This is a genomic window from Qipengyuania psychrotolerans (assembly GCF_019711355.1).
Taxonomy (GTDB): Bacteria; Pseudomonadota; Alphaproteobacteria; order Sphingomonadales; family Sphingomonadaceae; genus Qipengyuania; species Qipengyuania psychrotolerans.
Genome location: NZ_CP081297.1, coordinates 921089 through 944072, shown reverse-complemented (window position 1 = coordinate 944072; position 22984 = coordinate 921089). Strand labels below are relative to the sequence as shown.

The 22984-nt window shown below is 59.8% G+C and carries 22 protein-coding genes and 1 tRNA gene; 5 read left to right on the top strand and 18 right to left on the bottom strand.

Translation table 11 applies throughout. The features are described from left to right. Position 1: 1 nt before the first annotated feature. A complete protein-coding gene (locus K3166_RS04660; RefSeq protein ID WP_221423513.1) occupies positions 2 to 1069 on the top strand; it encodes a DUF475 domain-containing protein in 1068 nt (355 codons plus the stop codon). Here the strand turns inward: K3166_RS04660 and K3166_RS04655 are convergent. The 7 genes from K3166_RS04655 to K3166_RS04625 all read right to left on the bottom strand — a co-directional run bounded on the left by K3166_RS04655 (position 1002) and on the right by K3166_RS04625 (position 10488). After that, a complete protein-coding gene (locus K3166_RS04655; RefSeq protein WP_221423512.1) occupies positions 1002 to 2003 on the bottom strand; it encodes a bile acid:sodium symporter family protein in 1002 nt (333 codons plus the stop codon). The genes K3166_RS04660 and K3166_RS04655 overlap by 68 nt on opposite strands. A 34-nt stretch (positions 2004 to 2037) precedes the next feature. Continuing rightward, on the bottom strand, positions 2038 to 3759 hold the full coding sequence (locus tag K3166_RS04650) for a tetratricopeptide repeat protein (RefSeq protein WP_221423511.1): 1722 nt from the start codon (positions 3757 to 3759) through the stop codon (positions 2038 to 2040). Next, complete coding sequence (prsR, locus tag K3166_RS04645) at positions 3743 to 5107, bottom strand: PEP-CTERM-box response regulator transcription factor (RefSeq protein ID WP_221423510.1); 1365 nt, start codon at positions 5105 to 5107, stop codon at positions 3743 to 3745. The genes K3166_RS04650 and prsR overlap by 17 nt, the downstream gene beginning before the upstream one ends. Continuing rightward, positions 5107 to 7212 (bottom strand): XrtA/PEP-CTERM system histidine kinase PrsK, encoded by a 2106-nt coding sequence (gene prsK / locus K3166_RS04640; protein WP_221423509.1) that lies wholly within the window; start codon positions 7210 to 7212, stop codon positions 5107 to 5109. The genes prsR and prsK overlap by 1 nt, the downstream gene beginning before the upstream one ends. Then, positions 7212 to 8600 carry a TIGR03013 family XrtA/PEP-CTERM system glycosyltransferase gene (locus tag K3166_RS04635; RefSeq protein WP_221423508.1) on the bottom strand — a complete coding sequence of 463 codons (1389 nt, stop codon included), beginning with the start codon at positions 8598 to 8600 and terminating at the stop codon, positions 7212 to 7214. Before K3166_RS04635 ends, prsK begins: the two co-directional genes overlap by 1 nt. Positions 8601 to 8735: 135 nt before the next feature. Continuing rightward, entirely contained in the window at positions 8736 to 9029 is a 294-nt protein-coding gene (locus K3166_RS04630; RefSeq protein ID WP_221423507.1) for a hypothetical protein, read from the bottom strand. 73 nt (positions 9030 to 9102) lie between these two features. Beyond that, entirely contained in the window at positions 9103 to 10488 is a 1386-nt protein-coding gene (locus K3166_RS04625; RefSeq protein ID WP_221423506.1) for a helix-turn-helix domain-containing protein, read from the bottom strand. A gap of 150 nt (positions 10489 to 10638) precedes the next feature. Between K3166_RS04625 and K3166_RS04620 the strand changes: the two genes are divergently transcribed. Further along, complete coding sequence (locus K3166_RS04620) at positions 10639 to 12237, top strand: isocitrate lyase (RefSeq protein ID WP_221423505.1); 1599 nt, start codon at positions 10639 to 10641, stop codon at positions 12235 to 12237. Positions 12238 to 12248: 11 nt separating this feature from the next. Beyond that, entirely contained in the window at positions 12249 to 12440 is a 192-nt protein-coding gene (locus K3166_RS04615) for a hypothetical protein (RefSeq protein WP_425594572.1), read from the top strand. 79 nt (positions 12441 to 12519) lie between these two features. On the opposite strand, the gene K3166_RS04610 is transcribed toward K3166_RS04615, so the two are convergent. The 7 genes from K3166_RS04610 to efp form a co-directional block, all read right to left on the bottom strand. Further along, positions 12520 to 13854, bottom strand: a complete 1335-nt coding sequence (locus K3166_RS04610) for an amidohydrolase (protein WP_247714733.1) — start codon at positions 13852 to 13854, stop codon at positions 12520 to 12522. Between the two features lie 117 nt (positions 13855 to 13971). Next, the gene (locus K3166_RS04605; protein WP_221423504.1) at positions 13972 to 15807 is read right to left on the bottom strand and encodes an SLC13 family permease; all 1836 of its coding nucleotides are present in this window, start codon (positions 15805 to 15807) and stop codon (positions 13972 to 13974) included. Between the two features lie 67 nt (positions 15808 to 15874). Continuing rightward, complete coding sequence (locus K3166_RS04600; RefSeq protein ID WP_221423503.1) at positions 15875 to 16480, bottom strand: hypothetical protein; 606 nt, start codon at positions 16478 to 16480, stop codon at positions 15875 to 15877. An 80-nt stretch (positions 16481 to 16560) separates the two neighbouring features. Beyond that, a tRNA-Leu gene (locus K3166_RS04595) sits at positions 16561 to 16645 on the bottom strand. 33 nt (positions 16646 to 16678) lie between these two features. After that, positions 16679 to 17500 (bottom strand): inositol monophosphatase family protein, encoded by an 822-nt coding sequence (locus K3166_RS04590; protein ID WP_221423502.1) that lies wholly within the window; start codon positions 17498 to 17500, stop codon positions 16679 to 16681. A 9-nt stretch (positions 17501 to 17509) separates the two neighbouring features. Then, complete coding sequence (locus tag K3166_RS04585) at positions 17510 to 17863, bottom strand: hypothetical protein (RefSeq protein WP_221423501.1); 354 nt, start codon at positions 17861 to 17863, stop codon at positions 17510 to 17512. 12 nt (positions 17864 to 17875) lie between these two features. Then, entirely contained in the window at positions 17876 to 18439 is a 564-nt protein-coding gene (efp, locus tag K3166_RS04580) for an elongation factor P (protein WP_221423500.1), read from the bottom strand. Positions 18440 to 18602: 163 nt separating this feature from the next. On the opposite strand from efp, the gene K3166_RS04575 reads away from it, so the two are divergent. Then, positions 18603 to 18974: an elongation factor P gene (locus tag K3166_RS04575; protein WP_247714732.1), complete on the top strand. Its 372-nt coding sequence runs from the start codon at positions 18603 to 18605 to the stop codon at positions 18972 to 18974. Between the two features lie 6 nt (positions 18975 to 18980). On the opposite strand, the gene K3166_RS04570 is transcribed toward K3166_RS04575, so the two are convergent. The 3 genes from K3166_RS04570 to thiE are packed head-to-tail and all read right to left on the bottom strand — an operon-like array spanning position 18981 to position 21624. After that, on the bottom strand, positions 18981 to 19670 hold the full coding sequence (locus K3166_RS04570; RefSeq protein ID WP_221423499.1) for a M23 family metallopeptidase: 690 nt from the start codon (positions 19668 to 19670) through the stop codon (positions 18981 to 18983). A 17-nt stretch (positions 19671 to 19687) separates the two neighbouring features. Then, positions 19688 to 20920: a L,D-transpeptidase family protein gene (locus K3166_RS04565; RefSeq protein WP_221423498.1), complete on the bottom strand. Its 1233-nt coding sequence runs from the start codon at positions 20918 to 20920 to the stop codon at positions 19688 to 19690. A gap of 50 nt (positions 20921 to 20970) precedes the next feature. Then, positions 20971 to 21624: a thiamine phosphate synthase gene (gene thiE, locus K3166_RS04560; protein ID WP_247714731.1), complete on the bottom strand. Its 654-nt coding sequence runs from the start codon at positions 21622 to 21624 to the stop codon at positions 20971 to 20973. Between the two features lie 54 nt (positions 21625 to 21678). Here thiE and K3166_RS04555 point away from each other — a divergent pair, with 54 nt between their 5' ends. After that, complete coding sequence (locus K3166_RS04555) at positions 21679 to 22068, top strand: hypothetical protein (protein WP_221423497.1); 390 nt, start codon at positions 21679 to 21681, stop codon at positions 22066 to 22068. Positions 22069 to 22072: 4 nt separating this feature from the next. Here K3166_RS04555 and K3166_RS04550 read toward each other — a convergent pair whose 3' ends face one another. Beyond that, complete coding sequence (locus tag K3166_RS04550) at positions 22073 to 22960, bottom strand: fructose bisphosphate aldolase (protein WP_221423496.1); 888 nt, start codon at positions 22958 to 22960, stop codon at positions 22073 to 22075. Positions 22961 to 22984 lie beyond the last annotated feature (24 nt).

Sequence of the window (22984 nt, the reverse complement as noted above, 5' to 3'; positions counted from 1 at the left end):
CATGAAAACGCTGCGTCAATATTACACGTTTTCGCTCGGCTTTACGGCTCTCTGCTTCATCCTTGCTGCCTGGTACGGATGGGCAAGCACTGGATCGGTCACGGCGACACTTGGCATTTTGTGGATCGTGCTGGTGCTTTCGATCCTCGAAGTATCACTCAGTTTCGATAATGCCGTGGTCAATGCCACCGTCCTGCGTGATATGGACCCGGTCTGGCAGCGACGCTTCCTGACTATCGGCATATTGATCGCCGTGTTCGGGATGCGGATCGTGTTCCCGATCGCGATCGTGGCAATCGCTGCACAGGTCGGCCCCTTCGAAGCCATTTCGCTCTCACTTAATGACCCCGATGAATACGAGCGGATTGTCGCTGGTGCGCATGTCGGCATCGCAGGCTTTGGCGGCGCTTTTCTTGCTATGGTCGGTCTGACCTTCTTCTTCGATCACGACAAGGACGTCCACTGGATCGACACCATCGAGAAAGCGATCAACAAATTTTCCAACGTGCCAGCTGTGGAAATCGGCCTGGTGCTTTCGCTGATCTATTTCGTGTCGACCCTGCTTTCGCCAGAGGACGCGATTACTTTCCTGACCGCCGGTGTGTTGGGCCTGGTGACTTACATCGCCGTCCACGCCCTCGGCGCGATCATCGAACAACGCGAGGCGCGCAAGAAGGCCGCTGGCGAGATCGTTCGATCCGGCCTCGGCGGGTTCCTCTATCTCGAAGTGCTCGATGCAAGCTTCAGCTTTGACGGGGTGATCGGAGCCTTCGCGCTGTCGAACAATATGGTGATCATCGCATTGGGCCTATCCGTCGGAGCGATGTTCGTGCGTTCGATGACGATCCACCTGGTTAAGACGGGGACGCTCGCTCAATATCGCTACCTCGAACACGGAGCGTTCTGGGCGATCATCGTGCTGGGCGTGATCATGCTCCTGTCGGCGCGCTATCACATACCGGAAACGATCACGGGGCTTATCGGTGCGATCCTGATCGGCCTCAGCTTCTGGTGGTCGGTGCGCTGGAACCGGAAGCATCCGGCAGATGCTTCGCAGCAAGTCGAGTAGCCAGCGGCGCAGCCAGTACCAGCTGGAAAAAATGATAGAGCAGAAGCGGAAGCACGATGAAGCCTGCGACTTCCGCCGGGAACAGCACCGTCGCTAACGGAGCGCCAATGGCTGCCGACTTTTGCGCTCCGGCGAAAAGGAAGGCGATCCGGTCTTCGCGCGAGCGGCCCGCGAACCTGCTCGCCGCCCACGCACCTGCATGGCCCAAGGCGAGAAACACCGCTACCAAGCCGAGGGTGTAGCCCCATCCGGCAAGATCGATCTTGCTCCAGATGCCCTGCTCTACAGCGCCTGAAAACGCGACATAGACCGCGAAGGCAATCACGAGACGGTCCAGCCAGATAATTCTGCTTTTCTGTCGCGCGATGAAATTTGCGGTGCGCGTTTGAACCAGCTGGCCGATTGCGAAGGGCACGATTAGGATAATGACGATCTTCATGATTGCATCGCTGCCGACCATCCCCTCGCCGCTCCCGCCAAGCGCAAGGAAGATCGGCACCGAGATAAAGACGCCGAGGATGCTCATCGATGCGGCTGCAATAACGGAGAGCGCAACATTCCCGCCCGCCAACGAGCTATAGGATGTCGATGACTGAACCGTAGTCGGCAAGACGCCGAGATAGAGAAAACCGGCAGCGACCAAGGGCGGCAGGGCAGCCTTGCCCGCCACCGAAAATCCTAGTCCGGCGATTGCCATCACACCGAATATCCAGAGCGTCAGGGGCAGGAAAAATCGCCAGTTCGCCAAGCCTGCCGCGATTTCTCCCCGTGCAATCCGCATGCCGTTTGCAAGAAACAGGGCGAAGATGCCTGCATTCGCCGCCATCTGTGAAGCGGAACGCCATTCCCCGGTCGCTGGAAGTATTGCAGCCAGCAGCATCGCGGCGCCCAGCAGGCGTAGCATGGGGTCGCTGGTTATGGTGCGCAGTGCCATCGCAACGCCGTTTGCCCCCGCCGTTTCAGTATGTCTAGCGCGCTAGCAAGGCACGCTGTTTCGCTTCCAGTTCGGCGCGGAGCAGGTCTGATGGCGGCAATGCATCGATCAGGGCAGCGATTGCCGCCTCGTTCATCCTCTGGAGCTCGTAAGCTTCGATTGCCCATGCAAGCTGCGCTTCCGGATCACCCAACTTGCCGGAAGCCACGCTGCGCGATGCCAAGACCCAGGGTGTCCGGCGCATCCCGCCAGCGATAGCCCGGTCGAGATGCCTGGCAGCTTCCTCCCATTGTCCTGCGGCAGCATATGCGTCCGCAGCAAGCGCGGAAGCTTCGGCATTATTCGGGTTTGCCGCGGCAAATGACGCAATCAATTTGGCTGCGTCACCGCGATCCATTGTCGCTGCCATGCGCAGGATGAGGGGCCAGGATTGGCGAACCATTGCCGCCTTTTCATAAGCCACAAGTGCCCCGCTCTTCTGATCGTCGGCAAGCAAGGCATCCCCCAGCAAAGCCGCTGCATCGGCTGAGCCGCCAAACTCTTGCGCAAAATTCCGTGCCAATCGCACACCGCCATTGGTATCGCCGCCCGATATAAGACTGCGAATTGCGTTGCGCCGGGCAATTGCTGCGGAAGACGCCGCAGTCTCCGCAGGGCGAAGCAATGCCAGAGCGCCGGCCGGCCGTGCAGCCAAGTCGAGATAGATCGCAGCCTGTTCGCGCTGATCAATCGCCTCATAGGCCCTGCCAACCAGTGTGCGAAGCCAAGTAGAACCCTGCGCTCCTGCCGCGCGGAACGCGTATCGGTAAATGAGCTCATCATGTGCCCCGCTCAAGGATAGGACGTAGGCCAGCAATTCGTGGACCTGCGAATTGTCGGGCTGGTTTTCGGACAGCCGATCCAGTGTCTGCGCCGCGCTTTTCAGATTTCCGCTTTCAAGATCAAGAACCGCCGATAGCATTTGCGCAGCAGCAGTCGCACGCCGCTGATCTCCCGATCGTTCGAGCAATTCACGTGCTTCGAAAAAGGCGCCGCTGCGTGCAGCTGCGACGGCTCGCAGATAGAAACTTCCGGCGTCGTCCGAGGATTTTTCATCAAGCACCGAGACGGCCTGAGGGACATCTCCTGAATCGAGCAGGGCCGCGGCGTGTTCGAGCCTCAGTCCTTCATTTTGCGGGGCCAATTCGCGTGCCTTCGCAAACCATTTTGCGGCAGGCGCCATCCCGTCGCTGTCGCGGGCAAGCTGACCTCGAAAGCGCAAGGTCTCCAGATTATCAGGTTCCAGCTGGACCGCCTTCGCGGCTGCTTCGAGCGCAGCGACGTGGTCGCCGACGCGGTAACGCAGCCTGCCTATATCGACCCAGATCGAAGCGTCTTCGGGCGAGAGCCTTCGCGCTTTTTCCAACGCGAGCGCCCCAGCCTGGAAGTCGTTTTCCTGCAATTCGAGCCTCGACAACATTCGGTAGCCGTGGGCGGCAGAACCGGAAGCAAACCCTTCGCTCCCCAGCCACTCCCTCGCCTTGTCGAGATCACCGCGGTCAAGCGCAGCTTCGCCGGCCAGCGCAGCAAGCTCGGCCTTCGGCGTCCCCTCCTCCAGAAGGTTGTCGATCGTCAGCTGCGCAGCCGCGACATCTCCTGCTGCGATCTGGGCGCGCACCCGTTCGATGCCGGCAGGTTCGGCATTATCTTCACCGCATCCTCCCAGCGAGAACGCCAACAGGGCAAGGATGCCCAGAAGATCAGGTCTGCAGATCATACTGTTTGAGCAGGTCGTAAAGCGTGGGCCGGCTGATCCCGAGCAGTTTCGCCGTATTGGAAATATTCCCCTGGCTGCGGGCCAATGCCTTGCGGATCATACGGCGATCAGCCTCTTCCCGCGCCTGCTTCAGATTGAGCGCAAGATCGCCGTCCTCCTCGCTTGAATCGAGATCGAGGTCCTCCGCTGTCACAAGCTTGGCGTCGGCCATGATAACGGCCCGCTTGACGCGGTTCTCGAGCTCCCGGACATTCCCCGGCCAAGTCCATGCATCAATCGCAGAAAGAGCATCAGGCGCGAAGCCTTTGACCTGTGGGTTCATTTCTGCCGAAAACCTGGTCAGGAAATGCTTCGCCAAAAGGACGGCATCGCCTGGACGTTCCGATAGCGTGGGAATCTTGATCACGATCTCGGCAAGGCGGTAGAACAGGTCTTCGCGAAAGCTGCCGTCAGCAATCATCGCTTCGAGGTTCTGGTGCGTGGCGCACACGATACGCGTGTCTACCGCTATCTGTTTGCGCCCGCCAATGCGCTCAATCACGCGCTCCTGAAGAAAGCGTAGCAGTTTGACCTGGAGCGGCAGCGGAATATCGCCGACCTCGTCGAGGAAGAGCGTGCCGCCGTGGGCCAGTTCGATCTTGCCCTCGTTCGTCTTCACCGCACCGGTAAATGCACCCTTCTCGTGTCCAAACAGTTCGCTTTCGAGAAGGTTTTCCGGGATCGCTGCACAATTGATCGCAACGAAAGCGCCGCCGCGGCGGTTGCTTGCCTCGTGCACCCCGCGCGCCAGCAATTCCTTGCCAGTTCCGCTTGCACCGAGAAGCATGGCCGAAACATTGGTCGGCGCCACACGCTCGATGGTGCGGGCAACCTTGGCCATTTCGGGTGCAGCCGTGATCATGGAACCAAGAACCGTCTGGTCCTCGCCCACCTTTGCTGACAGCCGCCGGTTCTCTGCCTCGATCGTGTGCAGTCGGTGGGCACGGTCCACGATCATGCCAAGCTGTTCGATATCGACCGGCTTCTGATAGAAATCGTAGGCGCCGCGCTCGATCGCCTGCAATGCGCTTTCACGCGCACCATGCCCGCTGGCGACAACGACCTTGGTGTCCGGTTTCATGGCCATGATAGCATCGAGAACGGCGAAGCCTTCGGTCGTACCATCAGGGTCTGGCGGGAGGCCCAGATCGAGAGTGACCACCGTAGGCTCTTCCGACCGTAAAGCTGCTAGTGCCTGTTCGCGATTGCCAGCGATGACGACCTCGTAATTGTCATAAGCCCATTTGAGCTGTGCCTGCAGGCCTTCGTCATCCTCGACGATCAGCAGCTTTGGCTTGGCGTCTGCCATCAGGCTGTCTCCTTGATTTGGGTTCCGGGCCGCGCATAGATCGCTTGGGCCGATTTGAGCGGGAGGCTGATGCTGAAACGGGTTCCCAGTCCTTCACGGGATTCGACGTCCAGCCTGCCGCCCATCGCGCGGATCGTTTCTCGCGCCTCATATGCGCCGATTCCGAACCCGCCGTCCTTGGACGACACGAAGGGCTTGAAGAGACCTGTTCGCATGAACGCGGGGCTCATGCCCTTGCCCTGGTCGACCACAGCGATTTGGCCGCAAACTCCGTCACTGAACGATTCGATCGCCACGGGAGAATGCCCTTCGCTGGCGTCGATGGCATTCTGGACAAGATGGACCAGAGCCTGCTCCAGCGCTTCGCGGTGGCCAATGACTTCCGCAGTTTCGGCGCGGGCCAAAATCACTGGATGAACGTCTTCGAACCGTCTCGCGACCGTGTGAGCAATCTCCGCGACATTCAGCGTTTCAAGCTGTTCGTTCGAGGCGGCACCGTACCGGCCGAGACGGGCAAGCAAAAGGTTGAGTTTGTCCGCGCTGTTTTTGAGCGTGACTAGCATGTCCTTGCGAAATTCGGGCTTGTCGGCATGCTTTTCAGCATTGCGCAGCAGAAGTGACATCTGGCTCGACAGGTTCTTGATGTCGTGCATCACGAACGCCATCCGGCGGTTGAATTCGTCGAACCTGCTCGCTTCCGAAAGGGCGACCTGTCCGCTTTGTTCGGCAAGGTAGCTCGCAATTTGGCGGCCAACGATGCTCAACAAGTCGAAATCTTCCCAATCTAGGTCCCGCTCGATCAATGGGCGCGACAGTACGATCACCCCCACGAGCCGGTCAAAGTGCAGCAACGGCACGGCGGCCCATGCGCCCAGTTCCCCGCGCAGCCAGTCCGGAACATGTACCAGTTCGCCGCAATGCTCCTTGCCTCCACGCACTTCGTCGAAGTCCAGGATCAAGGCTTCATGTTCCATGATGGATGTAAGCTCAGCCGACATTGCCGCTGCCGGAACGTCGATACTCGGCCATTGCCACGATGCGCCCAGCGTCAGGCCACCATGATCGTCTGGCAGGAGCAGCAGACCTGAAGGGCTGTCGGTAATGTCCGCCATCGCCTTGATTGTGCGTTCCTGCAAACTCGACTCGTCAAAGCCGGTTCGGCCGACGGTATTGGTAAACCTGATCCACTCATTGCGGTAATCATAGCGGTGCTTGAACAAGTGTTTGACGGCCGTCACGCGCAACCAGCCGCGCATCCGTTCCGACGGCAACCAGATCAGCGCCAAAGCCCCTGCGGCAATGATCAGACCTACCGGGGTCAGCGCGCGAATATCGCCATCGAGGACATCGAACGAATTGGCGAGGCCCAACATGAGGGCAAAATATGCGCCGATCACCAGCAATGAGAGCGACCGAAATGCCACCGTTCGAGATGGGCTGAATTCTAGGCCGGCAGCGCTGGCGTTGAAGCCCACGGCGAACGCGACCGCGATGATTGCAGCGGCGAGACCGCGCATCGCGACCAATTCTGCCACCGGAGATCCTGTAAGGTATGACAGCGTGTGAAAATTGAGGGCAAAAGCCCACATCCCCACCATTGCTGCGGCATTCCATCGGAGCAATCGGCGCGAAGACGCGGCGGCACCGACATAGAGATTGTGCAGCAACACCAGTGCGCTCACCGCAGTCAGCGCGCGCAAGATCGAACTTGTTTCAAAGATAGTCTGTGTCGATTCGCCGGAAAGCGCATAGCGTTGCTGGACCGCGACCAGCACCAGCTGCGAAAGTTCGACCAACGCAACTGCGATAACCGCCGGGCGGACCAGCTTGAGGCTTTCGTCACGGCCGTCATTGGCGAACAGACGGAAGAGGACGAAAATCCACGCCAGGTTCTTGGCGATTTCCGTGACAGAGACGACAACGCTGTCTTGCGCGAAGCTTGCCGCGGCGACACACCAGTTGGCCGTCAGCGCAAGCGCAACGACACCCGCCCAGCGGTCCGAGCGCTCTTCCGCGCCCGACCGCGCAATCCACAACGCTGCGGCAGCCGAGACCAGCGCGCCGAGCAGGTATAGCGACGAACCAAGGCTATCGATCCACTGCATCAGCGCGCACCCTCAGGCCAGAGGATGACCCGGCCTGTCTGGAGCAGGATGAGCAGGTCGAGAAATGGCGAGTAGTTCTTCGCGTAGTAGAGATCGTACTCAAGCTTGCTACGCGCGTCTTCAATGCTTGCGCCGTAAGGATAGTTGATCTGCGCCCAGCCCGTAATGCCGGGCTTCACCATGTGGCGTTCCGCATAATAAGGGAGCTTTTCTTCGAGTTCGGCGACGAATTGCGGGCGTTCGGGACGCGGGCCCACGAAACTCATCTCGCCCTTCAACACGCTCCACAATTGAGGCAGTTCATCGATCCTCACTGTGCGGATAAAACGGCCGACCCGGGTGATCCGAGGATCATCTTTCTCCGCCCACTTGGCGCCGTCAGCTTCGGCGTCCTGCCGCATCGAACGTAGCTTGGGAATTTGAAAAGGTTCGCCGAACAGGCCGACACGGACCTGGCGATAGAAAGCGGGGCCGCGGCTCTCCAGTTTGACCAGCACAGCGAAGATGATGATCAGCGGCAAGGCGATCACCAGCAAAAGCAGGCTGGCGACAATGTCAAATATACGCTTGGCAATCGATGACAGCCGCTGACCGGCAGTGAAACCATCTGAGAAGATCAGCCAGCTCGGATTGAGCGTATCGAGATCGAGGCGCCCGGTCTCGCGTTCAAGAAAGCCGGACAAATCGCTCACATCGACACCAGTGGTTTTGACCCGCAAAAGATCTTTCAGCGGCAAGGTGTTGCGCCGCTCCTGCATCGCGAGCACCAGTTCATGGGCGCCGTGACCTGCGACGAAGCGGCCGAAGTCGGTGATGGAAGCGCGCTCGATTGCGTTGTCCACCCGCTCGTCCGATCCCGAACCCATGGCGACGCAGGCAACGACCTTGAAGCCGCTGTCAGGATGGTTCGACATGTCGACCAGCCGCTGAGCGCGCGGGCCCGCGCCAAGCACAAGGATCCGGCGCCGGAATGCCTGCGTGCCAATGATGCGCGAGAAGACCAGCCGGTTGGCGACCAACAGAACCAATCCGATGCCCATCGCATAGAGCAATATCGAGCGCCAAAGCGCTGTGCCCGGGAACACCAAATTGACGAATGATATGGCGAAAATACCAAGGCCGAGGGCCACGAACATGCGCGCCAACGCATATCGCAAGGATCGCAGGGCGAGCGGAGTGTATGTCCCGACGGCAATAATCGCGAGCCAGACAATTACCGCAAATCCGGCGATTCCGGGAAGGCGAGAAAGAAAGGCGCCAGGATCAATACCCAGCTGGAAAATGCGGAACTGCCAGCCGATTTCCGCGGCCAGAGCGAGCAGCAGCAAATCCACCAGACAAAGCAGCATCACCTCAAACGGGATGTAGTGTTTGAAAAGTCTGATCATTGCGGGTTCGCGGCGGCCTCGATTTGGTTAAGGCGCCTCTTACCATCGCATTGGTGAACTGTCGGTAAATTTTACACCGACGAAAAACGGCGCCCTCCCCTCGGGGAAAGCGCCGTATCGGTAACAGCGGATTGCTTAGTTGTTGGTAGCGTCCCCGATTGCTTCGCCTGCATCTTGGGCAGCATCACCCACCTGATTTGCAGCTTCGCCCACCTGGTTTGCCGCATTGGCTACAGCGTCATCCTTTGCCATTTCAGCGCCGCTCATTTGGGTGAACACAAAGAAGGCAACGATTGCCAGGACCAGCAGGCCAAGACCAATCAGGAGGCCAGAGCCTCCCCCACGGCGGGGCTCATCGGTCACGACCGTGTGTGTCGTATGCGTGTTGCCATCGGGGGTACGCGTTTCCGTGATGCGTTCTTCAGTCATATCGAGTTCCATTCCTTGAGGCTGGAGTTGCTAAAGGAATTCTCGCGCGGCACGGCAGTTCCCACGCCAATGGTTAACGCTCACCGAACTCGAACGGCGTGTTTCCCCTTCGCATTCTGTCGAAGTGCAGTTTCCTGCCGCGCGGCGGCAGTGAACGCTGGCGGCAGTTCAAACGCTGACATCCTGCGCATCCGGGACCAATGGGCTGAGCATCGCTCGGCCTGAGGGAAAGGCCGCGGGCCTGCGCCAGTTCACCAGCGAGCACGGCCTCTATCCCGATGGCCACCACGAAGCGGGCTTCACCCGGTGCGCCGCTACCTTCGACACTCTGCATCATGGTGAGCCAGCCGCCCCCTTCCGCTTCGCTGGCTTCCTGGAGCGAGACAAACTGGGTCACCAAGTCCCCACCCATTTCAAAGGCCCGGTGTGCATCCCACAGGGGGCAGGAAACATCTGCGCTGGCGAAATGGGCCGTGCTGGCCCCCATGAAGCTCTTGGAAAATTGCCCCGCCCGGTCAATCCTGACCATAAAGAACGGCAACCCGCGTTGTCCAACGCGCTGTAGCGTGGTTAGCCGGTGGGCCAATTGCTCGAAACTCACCGAAAAACGCCGCTCAAGCACCGGCAAGTCATAGCCGGTAGCCTCGCACGCACGCATGAAGCGCCCGTACGGCATGAGGAGGGCAGCGGCGAAGTAACCTTCCAGATGGCGCCGGAACAGCGCTCTTGCTGCTTCGTCGTCGAATTTCGCGCCCTGAGCCACCGCCTCGACAGCGTCGCGTTGTTCGAGCTGAGCAATCTTCAACGCAAGCTGGAAATTGCGCGACGCAGGCGCGAGCATCTCCGACAATTGGACTTGGCGGGCATGGAGATCGAGCCTGCTGAGACTTTCGGGGAGCACATCGCGCGGGAGTACCCGGACCGAAAACTGGTGTCGCTCGCGAAGCCGTTCGGTCAGGGCAAGACCGATATCGCCGCGTGACAAACGGATTTCGTCGGCCAGTTCTTCCGCTGCATGATCAAGGTCCGAGAAATGGTTGCGCCAGCGTTCTATCTCACGCCGAGACGCGGCCAGCGCATCATCTAGCGCGTCCACTTGTGGCCCGGACCGATCGTATAGCCGCGCAAAGGCAGCAGCGATCTGCGGAACTGTTGCGAGGAACTCTTCCGCTTCCTCACGGTCTATGGCGAGATCGGCAAAACGCTCATCCGACAAGCGCCGCATGAGCCCGTCAAGCCCGCCGACAGCCTCGTCCTCGCGTAAGGAGCGCGGATCGAAATCGAACTGTTCGACCAAGGCCATCACAACCCGCGCGCTGACCGGTCGCTGGTTACGTTCGATCAGGTTCAGATAGCTCGGCGAAATCGATAGACGGGTGGCCATCGCTGCCTGGGTCAGGCTCTCACGCTTACGAACGCGCCGAATGGCTGGTCCGGCAAGCAGGGCATTTTCAGCCATATTCTGTAAATTCCTTTACAACTTTACAGACAATGCTGGCAGATCGGCCCAAGATAGACAAGATTTTGTGTAAATTTCCCTGTCGCGGAACCGGTTCAATCACCATTCTCTGTCCCAAGGCCACAGCGCCAAATCGACAGGAGATTCGCCATGACATACCAAAGCCACATCGCCGAACTTGGCAAAACCATTTCTGAAAACGGCGCCCCCTGGGCTGCAATCGACGCGGCCAGCGCCGCTCGTATGGCCGTGCAGAACCGCTTCCCGACCGGCCTCGACATCGCGCGTTACACCGCGAAGATCATGCGCGAGGACATGGAAGCCTACGATGCAGATCCAGCGAAGTACACTCAGTCGCTGGGCACCTGGCACGGCTTTATCGCTCAGCAGAAAATGATCAGCATCAAGAAGCATTTCGGCAGCACCAAGCGCCGTTACCTCTACCTTTCGGGTTGGATGGTTGCTGCGCTGCGGAGCGAGTTCGGCCCCCTTCCCGATCAATCGATGCACGAGAAGACCAGCGTTCCGGCTCTCATTGAAGAGCTTTACACATTCCTGAGGCAGGCTGATGCACGCGAGCTGGGCGGCATGTTCCGCGAACTCGATGCTGCGAAGGAAGCGGGCGACGCGGTGAACACGCACCGTCTCCTGCGGGAAATTGACGAGCATCAGACACACGTCGTTCCCGTAATTGCGGATATCGACGCTGGTTTCGGCAACGCTGAAGCGACCTATCTGCTCGCCAAGAAGATGATCGAGGCAGGCGCTTGCGCACTGCAGATCGAAAACCAGGTTTCGGACGAAAAGCAGTGCGGTCACCAGGACGGCAAGGTCACGGTTCCGCACGAGGACTTCCTCCAGAAGATCCGCGCAATCCGGTATGCATTCCTCGAGCTGGGCGTTCCAGACGGCATCATCGTTGCACGCACCGATAGCCTTGGTGCCGGACTGACCAAGCAGATCGCCTACAGCACCGAACCGGGCGACCTCGGCGACCAGTACAACGCCTTCCTCGATGCCGAGGAAGTCGATCCGGCCAATGTGACCAACGGACAGGTGTTCATCAGCCGCGACGGCAAGCTGATGAGCCCCAAGCGCCTCCCGAGCAATCTCTACCAGTTCCGCGCTGGAACCGGCGAAGACCGCTGCGTGCTCGATTGCATCACCGCCCTTCAAAACGGTGCTGACCTGCTCTGGATCGAAACAGAGAAGCCGCACGTCGATCAGATTGCCGGAATGGTTGACCGGATCCGCGAAGTCGTCCCGAATGCAAAGCTGGTCTATAACAATTCGCCCAGCTTCAACTGGACGCTCAACTTCCGCCAGCAGATCTTCGACAAGTGGGCAGAAGAAGGCAAAGATGTGTCCGCCTTCGACCGCGACAAGCTGATGAGCATCGATTACGACGGCACCGAGCTTGCTCAGGAAGCCGACGAGAAGATCCGCACCTTCCAGCGCGATGGCGCGAAGCGGGCCGGCATCTTCCACCACCTCATCACGCTGCCGACCTATCACACGGCTGCACTGAGCACGGACAACCTCGCCAAGGAATACTTCGGTGACCAGGCAATGCTCGGTTACGTCAAGAACGTCCAGCGTGAGGAAATCCGTCAGGGTATTGCCTGTGTGAAGCACCAGAACATGGCCGGTTCGGATCTGGGTGACGATCACAAGGAATACTTCGCTGGCGAAGCCGCACTGAAGGCTGGCGGCAAGGACAACACGATGAACCAGTTCGAAGCCGCCTAAGGAGAGGAAGGATGACTACCATGACCGAAGAGACTCCGAAGACCGAGCCAGGCCGTGCACGCGCCCTGTTCTCCACCGCCGACTTTCGCCTACTCCGTACTGCGCTGATGCATTACGCCCGCCAAACCGATGACCGGGAAGAACTGGCGAAGATCAACGCATTGCATCACCGCCTTGGCACCTATGTGCCCTCGGACGGCTAGACCCTGATTTCAGTTCTCCTGGGGAGGAGAAACGGCCGCCGGAGCACCCCCAATGCTCCGGCGGCCGTTAATTTATGGATTAGCCGCCATTTGCTGGCATCAGGTCAATTGCAGCGCTAGCCAGGGCTTCAGCTCCCGTAGCGACAACCTTTTCCGCGTCGGGCGCCCAGAACGGCGAGTGCAGCGAGGGCAGCGGCTTGCCCTCGTCTTTCAGCGCTGTCAGCATTTCGTCAGTGGTCCCGCTGATCCAGAAGATCATGCTTTTCACGTCTTCCGGCGACGCGCGGCGGAACTGACTGAAGTCTTCGCCGCCCATCACGGCAGGCCATTGCATGACCCGCTCGTCACCAAAGCGCGCCGCGAACGATGCCGCACGTTCTTCCGAGAATTCCGGATCATTGAAAGTCGACGGAGTATACGGTTCCTCCACCGTGACCACGGGCATCATTTCTTCGGACAAGCCCGCCGACATTGCCTCACCCCGCGCCACGCGGCGGATGCCATCGAGCAGCAGCTGTCGGCTTTCATCCGAATAGCTGCGCACCGTGATTTGCAATTTGGCTTCATCGGAAATGATGTTGTGCTTGGCACCGGCATGGAAGCTGCCAACCGTAATGACCGCGGGATCGAGCGGCGAACTGCTGCGGCTCACTACGGTCTGCAGTTTCATGACGATCGCGCTGCCCAGAACGACCGGATCCACTGTCGTGTGCGGATAAGCGCCGTGACCGCCAATACCCTTCACCGTGATGTCCACGCTGTCGACATTAGCTAGCGCATAGCCCGGCGTATAGCCGATGGTCCCTGCCGGAGCAGGCGCTGCTGCATCATGGAAGCCAAGCACGTATTCCGGCTTGGGAAAGCGCGTGTAGAGCCCGTCTTCGATCATCGCGAGCGCGCCCAGCCCCAGTTCCTCTGCGGGCTGGAGGATCATGACCAGCGTGCCCTGCCATTCGTCCTTGTGATCGACCAGCAGCTGCGCCGCGCCAATGAAGCCCGTCATGTGCGTGTCGTGTCCGCAGGCGTGCATAACGCCGGTGGTTACGCCGCTGGCGGGAGTTGCTGTTTCCTTGCTGGCATATGGCAGGCCGGTTTGTTCAACCACCGGCAGACCGTCCATGTCTGCGCGCAGCATTACGACCGGACCGTCACCATTGCGCATGACCGAGACGACACCAGTCTGACCGACGCCCTCCGTGACTTCGAAGCCGAGTGCCTTCATCCGCTTGGCCAGCTTTGCGGCAGTCTTGTGTTCTTCAAAGCTGAGTTCGGGATGCGCGTGGAGATCGCGGTAAAGCTCCATCAGGTCGGGCATATCCTCGGCCAGCGTGGCACGCAGGTCCTGCGCGGCAGCCGGAGCGGCGACGGTCAGAGCGACCAACGCCGCAAATGTAGGACGAATATAGGATTTCACGGGTATCTCCCCTTACCGATGGAACACATGGAACACGGTCCAGGGGGCAAATCGGCCAGCCCGCCCGTTTCCCGATTTCGCGCCCTGTCTGGCAGAGCCTGCCCCGGTAGGAAAGCCCTACAGACCGTAGGTGAAGACCAGCGCCGCCGATAATGAAATGACCATGAGGATAACCAACGGCACGCCGGTCCGGACATAGTCGAAAAACTCGTAGCTGCCTTCGGACATGATCAGCATGTTCGTCTGATAGGCAATCGGGGTGGCATAACACAGGTTACAGCCGAACAGCACCGCGAGCACCATAGGCTCTGGCGGCAGGCCAAGCTGGAGAGCAATGGCAAAGGCAATCGGGGTTCCCACGGTCGCAGCCGTGGCGTTGGACGCGAAATTGGTGATGACCGTCATGGTCAGCATGATCACTGCCAATGAAGCCGCCGGAGTGAGGTATTGCAGCCCGCTCGCCATGACGAGGCCGATCCAGTCCGCCGCCCCGCTTTCAAGGATCACGCGGCCCAGCGCGATACTGGAGGCAACCAGCACGATCACGGACGCCGACAAGGCGCGGCCAACCCTGTCGAATTTCACGCACCCTGTCACAAACATCAGGATCGCGCCAAGCAGCGCAGAAATCGCAATCGGCACCTTCAACAGGTAGAAACCCTGCGCCCCGAAGAACGGCAGCCCGACCGAGGCCAGCGCAACTGCTGCACCCATGATCGCAGCCGCCAGTACTGCTTTTGAACGTCGCGGCAGCTCGCGCCGGCCTTCAAGGGTCAGGAGGCTGTCTGCTCGTTCGAATTTGGCGATGTCATCGGGCAATCCCATGACGAGCAGGACGTCACCTTCCATCAGGCGCATATCGCCGCCTTCGGAAAAACTGTCCTTTTCGCCGAGTAGCCTGTCCGGACGGTGCGTGCCGATCACGGCCACGCCGTAGAGATCGGCGATACCCGAGCTAGGCAGCGTGCGTCCAATGAGGCGCGAATCCGCCGTCACGGTCATTTCGACAACCGCAATGTCGGTGCCCTCGCTGTGCGAGCTGCGCCGGATTCGGTCGATCACCCAGCTGGGGGCGGCATCGCCCCTCAGTACCGACATCGCTTCTTCGATGGCGGCGTGGGTACCGGTCATCAACAGCCGGTGCTGTGGGCGCAGGAGGCCCGGCGGAACATCGTGAAAGGCAATGCCGTCTGGCAGGCGCGATGCGACTTCGGACAATTCCTTGCCATTGAGGATCGATTGCTCTGTCACGCGAAGCCGCGTTTCAAACTGGCGAAGTGCGTGGACCTGCTCGATGTGATTATTCTTCAGCATCCGCGGCATGACCAGCCAGACGTATGGAAGAGCGACAAGGCAGGCGACGATGACGATGGGGGTGAAATGGAACACGCCCATACGCTCCATCCCCAGATCGACCGCGATGGAAACGACCAGGATGTTCGTCGATGTACCGATCGTTGTCGCCACCCCGCCCAGCAGCGATGCGGCATTGAGCGGGATCAACGTCTTGGACGCGGGCATCAGGCCGCGCTCTGCCAGCGCCACGAAAATCGGGATCAGCAGCACCAAGACCGGGGTGTTGTTGACGAACATCGAAAGGAAGAAACAGACGACCAGTGAAAACAGCAGGCCAAGCTGGAGATTGACCTTGAAGATCCTCTCCAGCACACGAGCAGCCGGTTCCAGCGCACCGGTAACCACCAGGCCGCGCCCCATCACCATGAGCGCGCAGATGGTGATCAATGCATAATGACCGAAACCGGAAAATGCGAGCTGGAGTCCGTCCGTCGGCTCGCTGCCTTCCAGAGGGAAGAAATACAAGCCGACAGCAATCACCGCGATTGTCAGCAGCGATATAATTTCGATGGACATCCGCCCGCGCGCAAAAGCGACGAACATGGCGATGGTTACCGCCATGGCGGCAATCGCGTGATAGGACGGGATCCCGATCATCCGGGGCGCTGAATTCCACCGCTCTGCCGGAATATCAAGGGGTTTTCGCTCTTATTGCCAATCTGGATCATGCTTCAGGCGCTGCAGCGGTGTCTTTGGCCTGCACAAAAAGGGCAAGCGCCAACAGCGCGGTGGCTGCCGTGCCCGCTCCGCCAGCAGCAAAGGTCCACGGTTTGGCATCAACCATGGCCAGGAAATTGAGGCCGATAGCAGCCATACCGGCAACAAGCGCGAGCAGCCCGGTCACCTTGCCCACAGCAGAGCCCCTGCGATAAAGGTTCGTCCCAACTTCTATGGCGGCGATGCCCAGTACGAGTTTTGCCAGGAAATAGAGAAAGAACGCACCCGCCAGGATCGCCGCAAACAATTGTGGCACGCTCTCGCCAGCTTCCATCGCTGGGGCGAACATCGACAGGCCAATTGAGACCTGGAGCACGTTCAGCAACCCCGAAAAGCCGATCATCGACCACAGGACGGCCCTGTGCGGGCGCCTGATAGCTTGCGCAAAGGACAGCACCGTAACCGCCGTGAAAGCAAACAGCTCGGTGAACCACGTCATCGGCCGGAGCATCTCATTGTCGGAGCCGGAGACGATCGTGATGTAGAAAATCTGGCTCGCCACGGTGAGCAGGAGCGCTGCGCCAATGGCGGCTGCATGGTTGCGGCTTGTCATGTTCAATCCCTTTTTGCCGAAATGGCATCTCGGTCCGGCTGTTCGTGCCGGAATCCGTGATGGTTACAACAAAAAAGGAATGGTGCCCCTGGCCCGACTCGAACGGGCACTTCCGAAGAAACTCGATTTTGAGTCGAGCGCGTCTACCAATTCCACCACAGGGGCCCCGGGCGTGCGCGGGTGATTAGCCGCGCAAGCTCATGCCTTCAAGGCGTTAACGAGCATTTTGTGCAGCTTTGAATGCAAAGCATCGTTTGCGGCCAGAACCTGCTTGGAATGGATCGGCTGCGAACGACCGCGATAGTCGGACACAAAGCCGCCCGCTTCGCGCAGGATCAGGCAGCCTGCAGCAGTATCCCAATCGTTGAGGCCGCTTTCCCAAAAGCCGTCGAAACGGCCAGCGGCAAGCCACGCGAGGTCAAGCGAAGCTGCGCCATAGCGCCGGATGCCTGCCACGTTGGGACCAACGGCGGCGAATATCTTCGACCATTCAGCAAAATCGCCGTGGCCGTTGAACGGAATGCCGGTCGCGATAAGCGCGTCGGACAGATTGCGGCGCGAAGAGACGCGCAGGCGCGCATCTTGCAGCCATGCGCCGCGGGTCTTTTCCGCCCAGAAAGTCTCGTCGGTCACCGGGTTGTAAACGACAGCTGCGGTTACATCGCCCCAATCGTCGCTGCCCAGCTTGCGCTCCTGCACCGCGATGCTGATCGCGAAGTGCGGGATGCCGTGAAGGAAGTTGCTGGTGCCATCGAGCGGATCGACGATCCAGCGCGGCATGCCTTCTGCACCTTCGATAGTGCCGGCCTCTTCCATTTCGAAGCCCCAGTCGGGACGTGCTGCGAGCAGTTCGTCATAGAGCGTGCGTTCGCTGCGCATGTCGGCCTTCGACACGAAATCGGCAGGTCCCTTGCGGCTCACCTGCAGGTGTTCGATTTCGCCGAAGTCGCGGCGTAGGCGGCCACCCGCCTTGCGCGCGGCCTTCTCCATCACGCGGATAATTCCGGAAATTGCAGCCATGGGTATCTCTTATTCGGTGAGGACGCGGATCGAACGCGCCTGCAGGTGGATGTCGCCCCACTCACAGGCCATGTCGAACTTGGTGCCCTCGATGTTGAAAGTGTCGATCGCGAAACGGCGCTGCATGCCTTCCGAGCCCGTATCGCGGCGGTCGAGGCTGAGCTTGGAAATGCCGGCAAACTTGAGCATTCCGGGGTGGAAGCAGTTTGCCTCGTCTGCGCCGGGTGCCTCGTATTCGGGGTGGCCCGGTTCAAGGCAGAAATCCATCTCCAGCGTCAGCTCGTCATCGTTGATGATGACGGCCCGCAAAGTGCTTTTCGCGATATCGACATGGTCGAAGCGGCTGGCGATGGATTTTCCCATGAACGGCGTCCCTTAGCTGGCTTTACCGACGTAGGTCTGTTCGTAAACGTCGACGATGATGCGCGTGCCGCTTTCGATATGCGGCGGGACCATGATGCGAACGCCATTGTCGAGTACGGCCGGCTTGTAGCTGGAAGAAGCTGTCTGCCCCTTCACCACGGCGTCGGCCTCGACGATTTCAGCTTCGATCTGCGCAGGAAGTTCGACCGAAATCGGCTTTTCTTCCCACAGTTCCAGCTTCACCTGCATTCCGTCCTGCAGAAACGCGCGGGCGTCTCCGAGAAGATCGGAAGGCAGTGTAATTTGCTCGAACGTGTCCTGGTCCATGAAGACCAGCATGTCGCCATCTTCGTAAAGGAACTGATAGTCCTGCGTTTCGAGACGCACCTTTTCGACCGTATCGGCGCTGCGGAAGCGCACGTTGGTCTTGCGGCCATCCTGCAGGTTCTTCATTTCGACCTGCATATAGGCACCGCCCTTGCCGGGCTGCGTGTGCTGAATCTTGGCAACTTTCCAGATGCCGCGTTCGTATTCGATGATATTGCCCGGACGGATGTCCACGCCGCTGATCTTCATGAGAAACCTGCCTTCGATGTGAAAGAGCGCCGCCCCTTGGAATTCACACGAGGATTCGTGCGGGGCGGACGTGCGCCGCGCGCCTTACCCGAGGCAGGGCAAAGGAGCAAGGCAATGGAAAATTCAGGCATTACGCCTATATTGCGAGATGGAGGCCAAGGATATGACACGCCGCATCGCCATCTGCATCGCTGCAACAGCATTCGCATTGAGCGCCATACCGGGCGCACAGGCACAGGGCCGTCTCGGCTTGTTGCCGCAGGGCGAGTACGTCTGCGCCCTGCCCGGCAGCGCCACTGGTGCCGCGTGGGAGGAACTGCCCGCCCATAATTTCGCCATCACCGGAGCGTCGAGCTATCGTACCGACAAAGGCTCGGGCACTTATCTGCTCGAAGGCAAGCGCGTAACTTTCACCCGCGGACCCATGAAGGGCCACCGCATGATGCTGCTGTCTTCCGGACTGCTTCAGGAAATGGACCGCAACGGCAAGCTCGGCCGCCTTCGCTGCCACCGTGCAGGACCTATCGCCAGTTAAACTGCCTCAGCGCGAAGTCAGCAGCGGATAGGGGTTTACGGCGTTGGCCGGCTCCCACCATTCTGCATCTGCGGTGGTCTGCAATATCGCAAAGTGCAGGTGCGGCGCCTCGTCGGATGCGTTTCCGCTGGAACCGACCGTGCCAAGACGCTGGCCTCGGCGCACGCGCTGGCCCTCTTTCAGGCCCTCCGCATATTCATCCAGATGCGCGTAATAGTGGATCGTCTCGCCGTCGGGTGAGCGCACATAGATCGTCAGACCGCCCGCATCCGAACGGAACAGCTTTTCCACTGTACCGGGGGCAGCGGCCACGACGCTGGTGCCTTTGGGCGCCATGATGTCGATTGCTTCGTGAAGGCGGACACCCCCGGCGCGCGAATCGCTGAACGTATCCGTCAGATCCGATGGCCGAATGTTCTTCACCGGCACCATCAACTGTCCGGCGTCCTGCGACGATGGAGCGTTTGGTGTGCGAGTATCAAGAGCGCCAGCTTCCGGAGAATCGGTAGCCATATCGGCTACTCCGGGCGCAGTTTCGCTCGGCGAAGGACTCGGCGCAGCTTCGGCTGGCCTTGTCGCGTCTCGCTGGCTGTCGCTGTTGGCGTTTTCGATCAGGCTGCCGCCCGCCACGATCCAGACGAAGCTGGTGATCGTGGCGGTAACGACGATGGTAAGTATGCGGTCGACTAGGTTCATGCGTGCTCCTTAGCCTATCAGGCTTCGAAGATCACCTGCGTCGACTGGGATACCATTTGCGCCAGACGCGCAGCGTCCCAATTGGTGAGCCGCACGCATCCACTGCTTTGCGCACGTCCGATGGTTTCTGGATCGGGTGTGCCGTGAATGCCGTAATGTTCCTTGCTCAGATCGATCCAGACCACGCCAACCGGACCATTGGGACCGGGCGGGAGCGAATAGGTTTCACCTTCACCCTGTCCCAGTACCTTGGGATCATAGCTGTAAGGCGGATTGTACGCTTTGCCGAGGATATCCCATTCACCGATCGGAAGCGGAAACTCGCTTGAACCCGAGCTTACGGTGAACAGCGCGACAAGCTTATCGCCCTGATAAGCGCGCAGCGTGTCGTTCGACTTGCTGACGACGATGCGGTCGACCTGCGGCTGGTCGCTACCAACACCGAGGCTGGCCAGCGTTTGCTGCCAACCCTGATCGCCAATGGAACCTGCCTTGATGGCGTCCGCCCCGATATTGGGAACGCGGATTTGCTGGCCGGCCGTGAAGAAGCCCTTTGCTTCCCCGTCAGACCGTTCGACGTCCGGGGTTTCGGTTGGCTTGGGGTCTGTTCCACTGCCATTCTTCACTCCGGCAGGCTTCCCGCCGGGGTTCAGTTGCTTGAGGACGTCTACCGTCGTGTGAAACCGCTCTGCCAATTTTTCGTCGAGTGACTTGTAGCCCATCTTTTCAAGCTTGGCCTTGGCCGCCGTTTCTTCTGGCATGTCGGTGAACTCGAGATCGCTCCAGCTGGCCGGAATGGTCACGACACGGGTCGCGGGGATTTTTCCCCAATCGGCGAGTGCCTGCTTGGTTGGCTCGTCCAGCTTGCCGGTCGTTTCCAGATCGTTCGCTTCCTGAAATCCCAGGAGCGCGTTTTCGGTGCTCATGCCCATCTTGCCGTCGATGACGCCGGGGCCCCAGCCCATACGATCAAGTACGACCTGGGCCTGCATGACCGGACGCTTTTCCGTATCTGCTGGCTCCGAAGACTTGGCCGGATCACTCGCAGTGTCCTTGGCCATTTCATTTTGATAGCGATCGTCATTCGACGCCATCGTATCGGCCTGATTGTCCGCGCTGTAGGTTTCATAACCCGGATCGGATGCGGGTTGCGTCGACGCCGTTTCGGTATTGTCCTGTTCGGCCTGCCCGTCGGCTCCGCATGCTGCCAAGGCGAGCGAGGAAACGGCGATGAAAAGTAGATTGCGCATGGAAACTCCCGTTGAAACGGGACGCGACCCGCCCCTTCGGAAGTAACAACTCACTCCGGCGCGATTTGCTCCGCAAAGGCTTGAACCGCCTTTACTTCATCGCCCGACCACACGGCGCTGCACACCGCAAGAAAGTCTGCCCCCGCTGCAATCAGGGGCGCGCAATTTTCAGGAGTGATACCGCCAATGGCAACCGAAGGCAGCTCGACCATCTGGTGCCACCACTCGATCAGGGACAATTCGGCCTGATGCTCGGTTTCCTTGGTCTTGCTCGGGTAAAAGGCACCGAATGCGACGTAGTCTGCCCCGGCCTCGCCCGCTTCCAAGGCGAGGTGGCGCGAGCCGTGGCAAGTGACACCGATTTGCGCCTCACGGCCTAGTTCCTCGCGCGCTTCACGCGGATCACCGTCGCCCTGCCCCAAGTGCACGCCGTCGGCATTGAGCCGCTTCGCCAGCGCGACATCGTCATTTACGATGAAAGCCACCTCGTGTTTTTCGCAGATCGTCTGCAAAGGTTCGGCGAGCGCGGCCGCCTCATGCTGGTCCAGGCCCTTCACGCGGAACTGGAAAGCAGTGACGATCCCCTTCCCCGCCTCAATCGCGCGTTGCAGGCGCGCGGGAAAATCGCCCGAAACATCGAGGGGCGAGATGAGGTATAGCTGACAGGCTGTTTTCTTCATGAAGGGCGCTCTATCGCCGCTCATGCGCGCTGTCGACATTCAGCTTCGCGTCACATCAATGGGCGCCTTGATCGTGTCATGTTGAAACTGCTCGCCATGATAGCCCCGATTGCCCTCACCGCCTGTGTGGTTGTGCCTGACGCACCAAATCAGGGGCGCACGCCGTGGCCCGCCGGAAACGCGGTGCCGCTGGGTCAGCCGGTGGCGCTAGGCGATATTGAAGTAACGGCTCTGGAGATCGTGGAAGACAGCCGCTGCCCGATCGATGCGCAATGCGTGTGGGCTGGCCGCCTCATCGTCAAAACACGTATAACATCAGCTGGATGGCGGGATACAGCCGACATCACGCTCGGCGGGGAATTCGGCACCCATGGTCACGTCGTTGCGCTGACCGAGGTATCTCCTGCAAAAACGGCCGAGCGCGAATTGCGCCCGGCCGATTATCGTTTCAGCTATGAACTGAGATAAGCGCTCAGGTCACGCTTGCCGTGTGGATCTGGTCGATGGCTTTCGAGAGCGTGCCGTCGAATTCGTCATCGGTCTGATTGGCGCGCAGGTCCTGCAGCAGGCCGCGGCTGAAGCTAGCGATCATGCCCGGGTTTCTGGCAAGTTCGCGGCAAGCTTCGTCGGTCGAGTATCCGCCCGACAGAGCGACGACCCTCAGCACCTTCGGGTGTTTGGTAAGGCCGGAATAAAGCCCGGCTTCCTTGGGGATCGACAGCTTCAGCATGACCTGCTGGCCTTCGGGCAGCGCATCCAGTCCCTCTTCGATCGCAGCAAGAAGGATTTTCTCGCCTTCCGCACGGTCGGCAGCGGTGATGTCGTATTCCGGCTCGAGCATGGGGATCAGGCCGCAGGACAGGATTCGCGCACCTTCGGCGAACTGCTGGTGGACGACGTTCTTGATGCCGACCGGGTTGGCCGACTTGATAACCGAGCGCATCTTGGTGCCGAACACACCCAGTTCACGCGCACGGTTGCACATGTCTTCAAGGCCGGGGTTGGGCTTCATCAGCTGGGCGCCGTCACGTTCGTCCTCGAGGCCCTTGTCGACTTTGAGGAACGGCACGATGCCGCGCTCATTCAAACGCGCTGGCACGCTTTTCCCGGCGCTTTCACCTTCCATGGTCTTTTCGAACAGGATTGCGCCGATCACCTTGCCGTTGCCGAAGCAGGGGCTTTCGATGATGCGCTGGCGCATTTCGTGGATGAGGCCGAACATTTCATCTTCGGTGGTCCAGGCGGTGTCATCCACGCCGTAACCCTTGAGCGCTTTTGGAGTGGAGCCGCCCGATTGGTCGAGCGCTGCCACAAAGCCCTGGCCATCGCGCATCTGCGCCTTCATCTCGTCGAAATTCATGTGTGTCCTCGCTGGTGCGTGCAT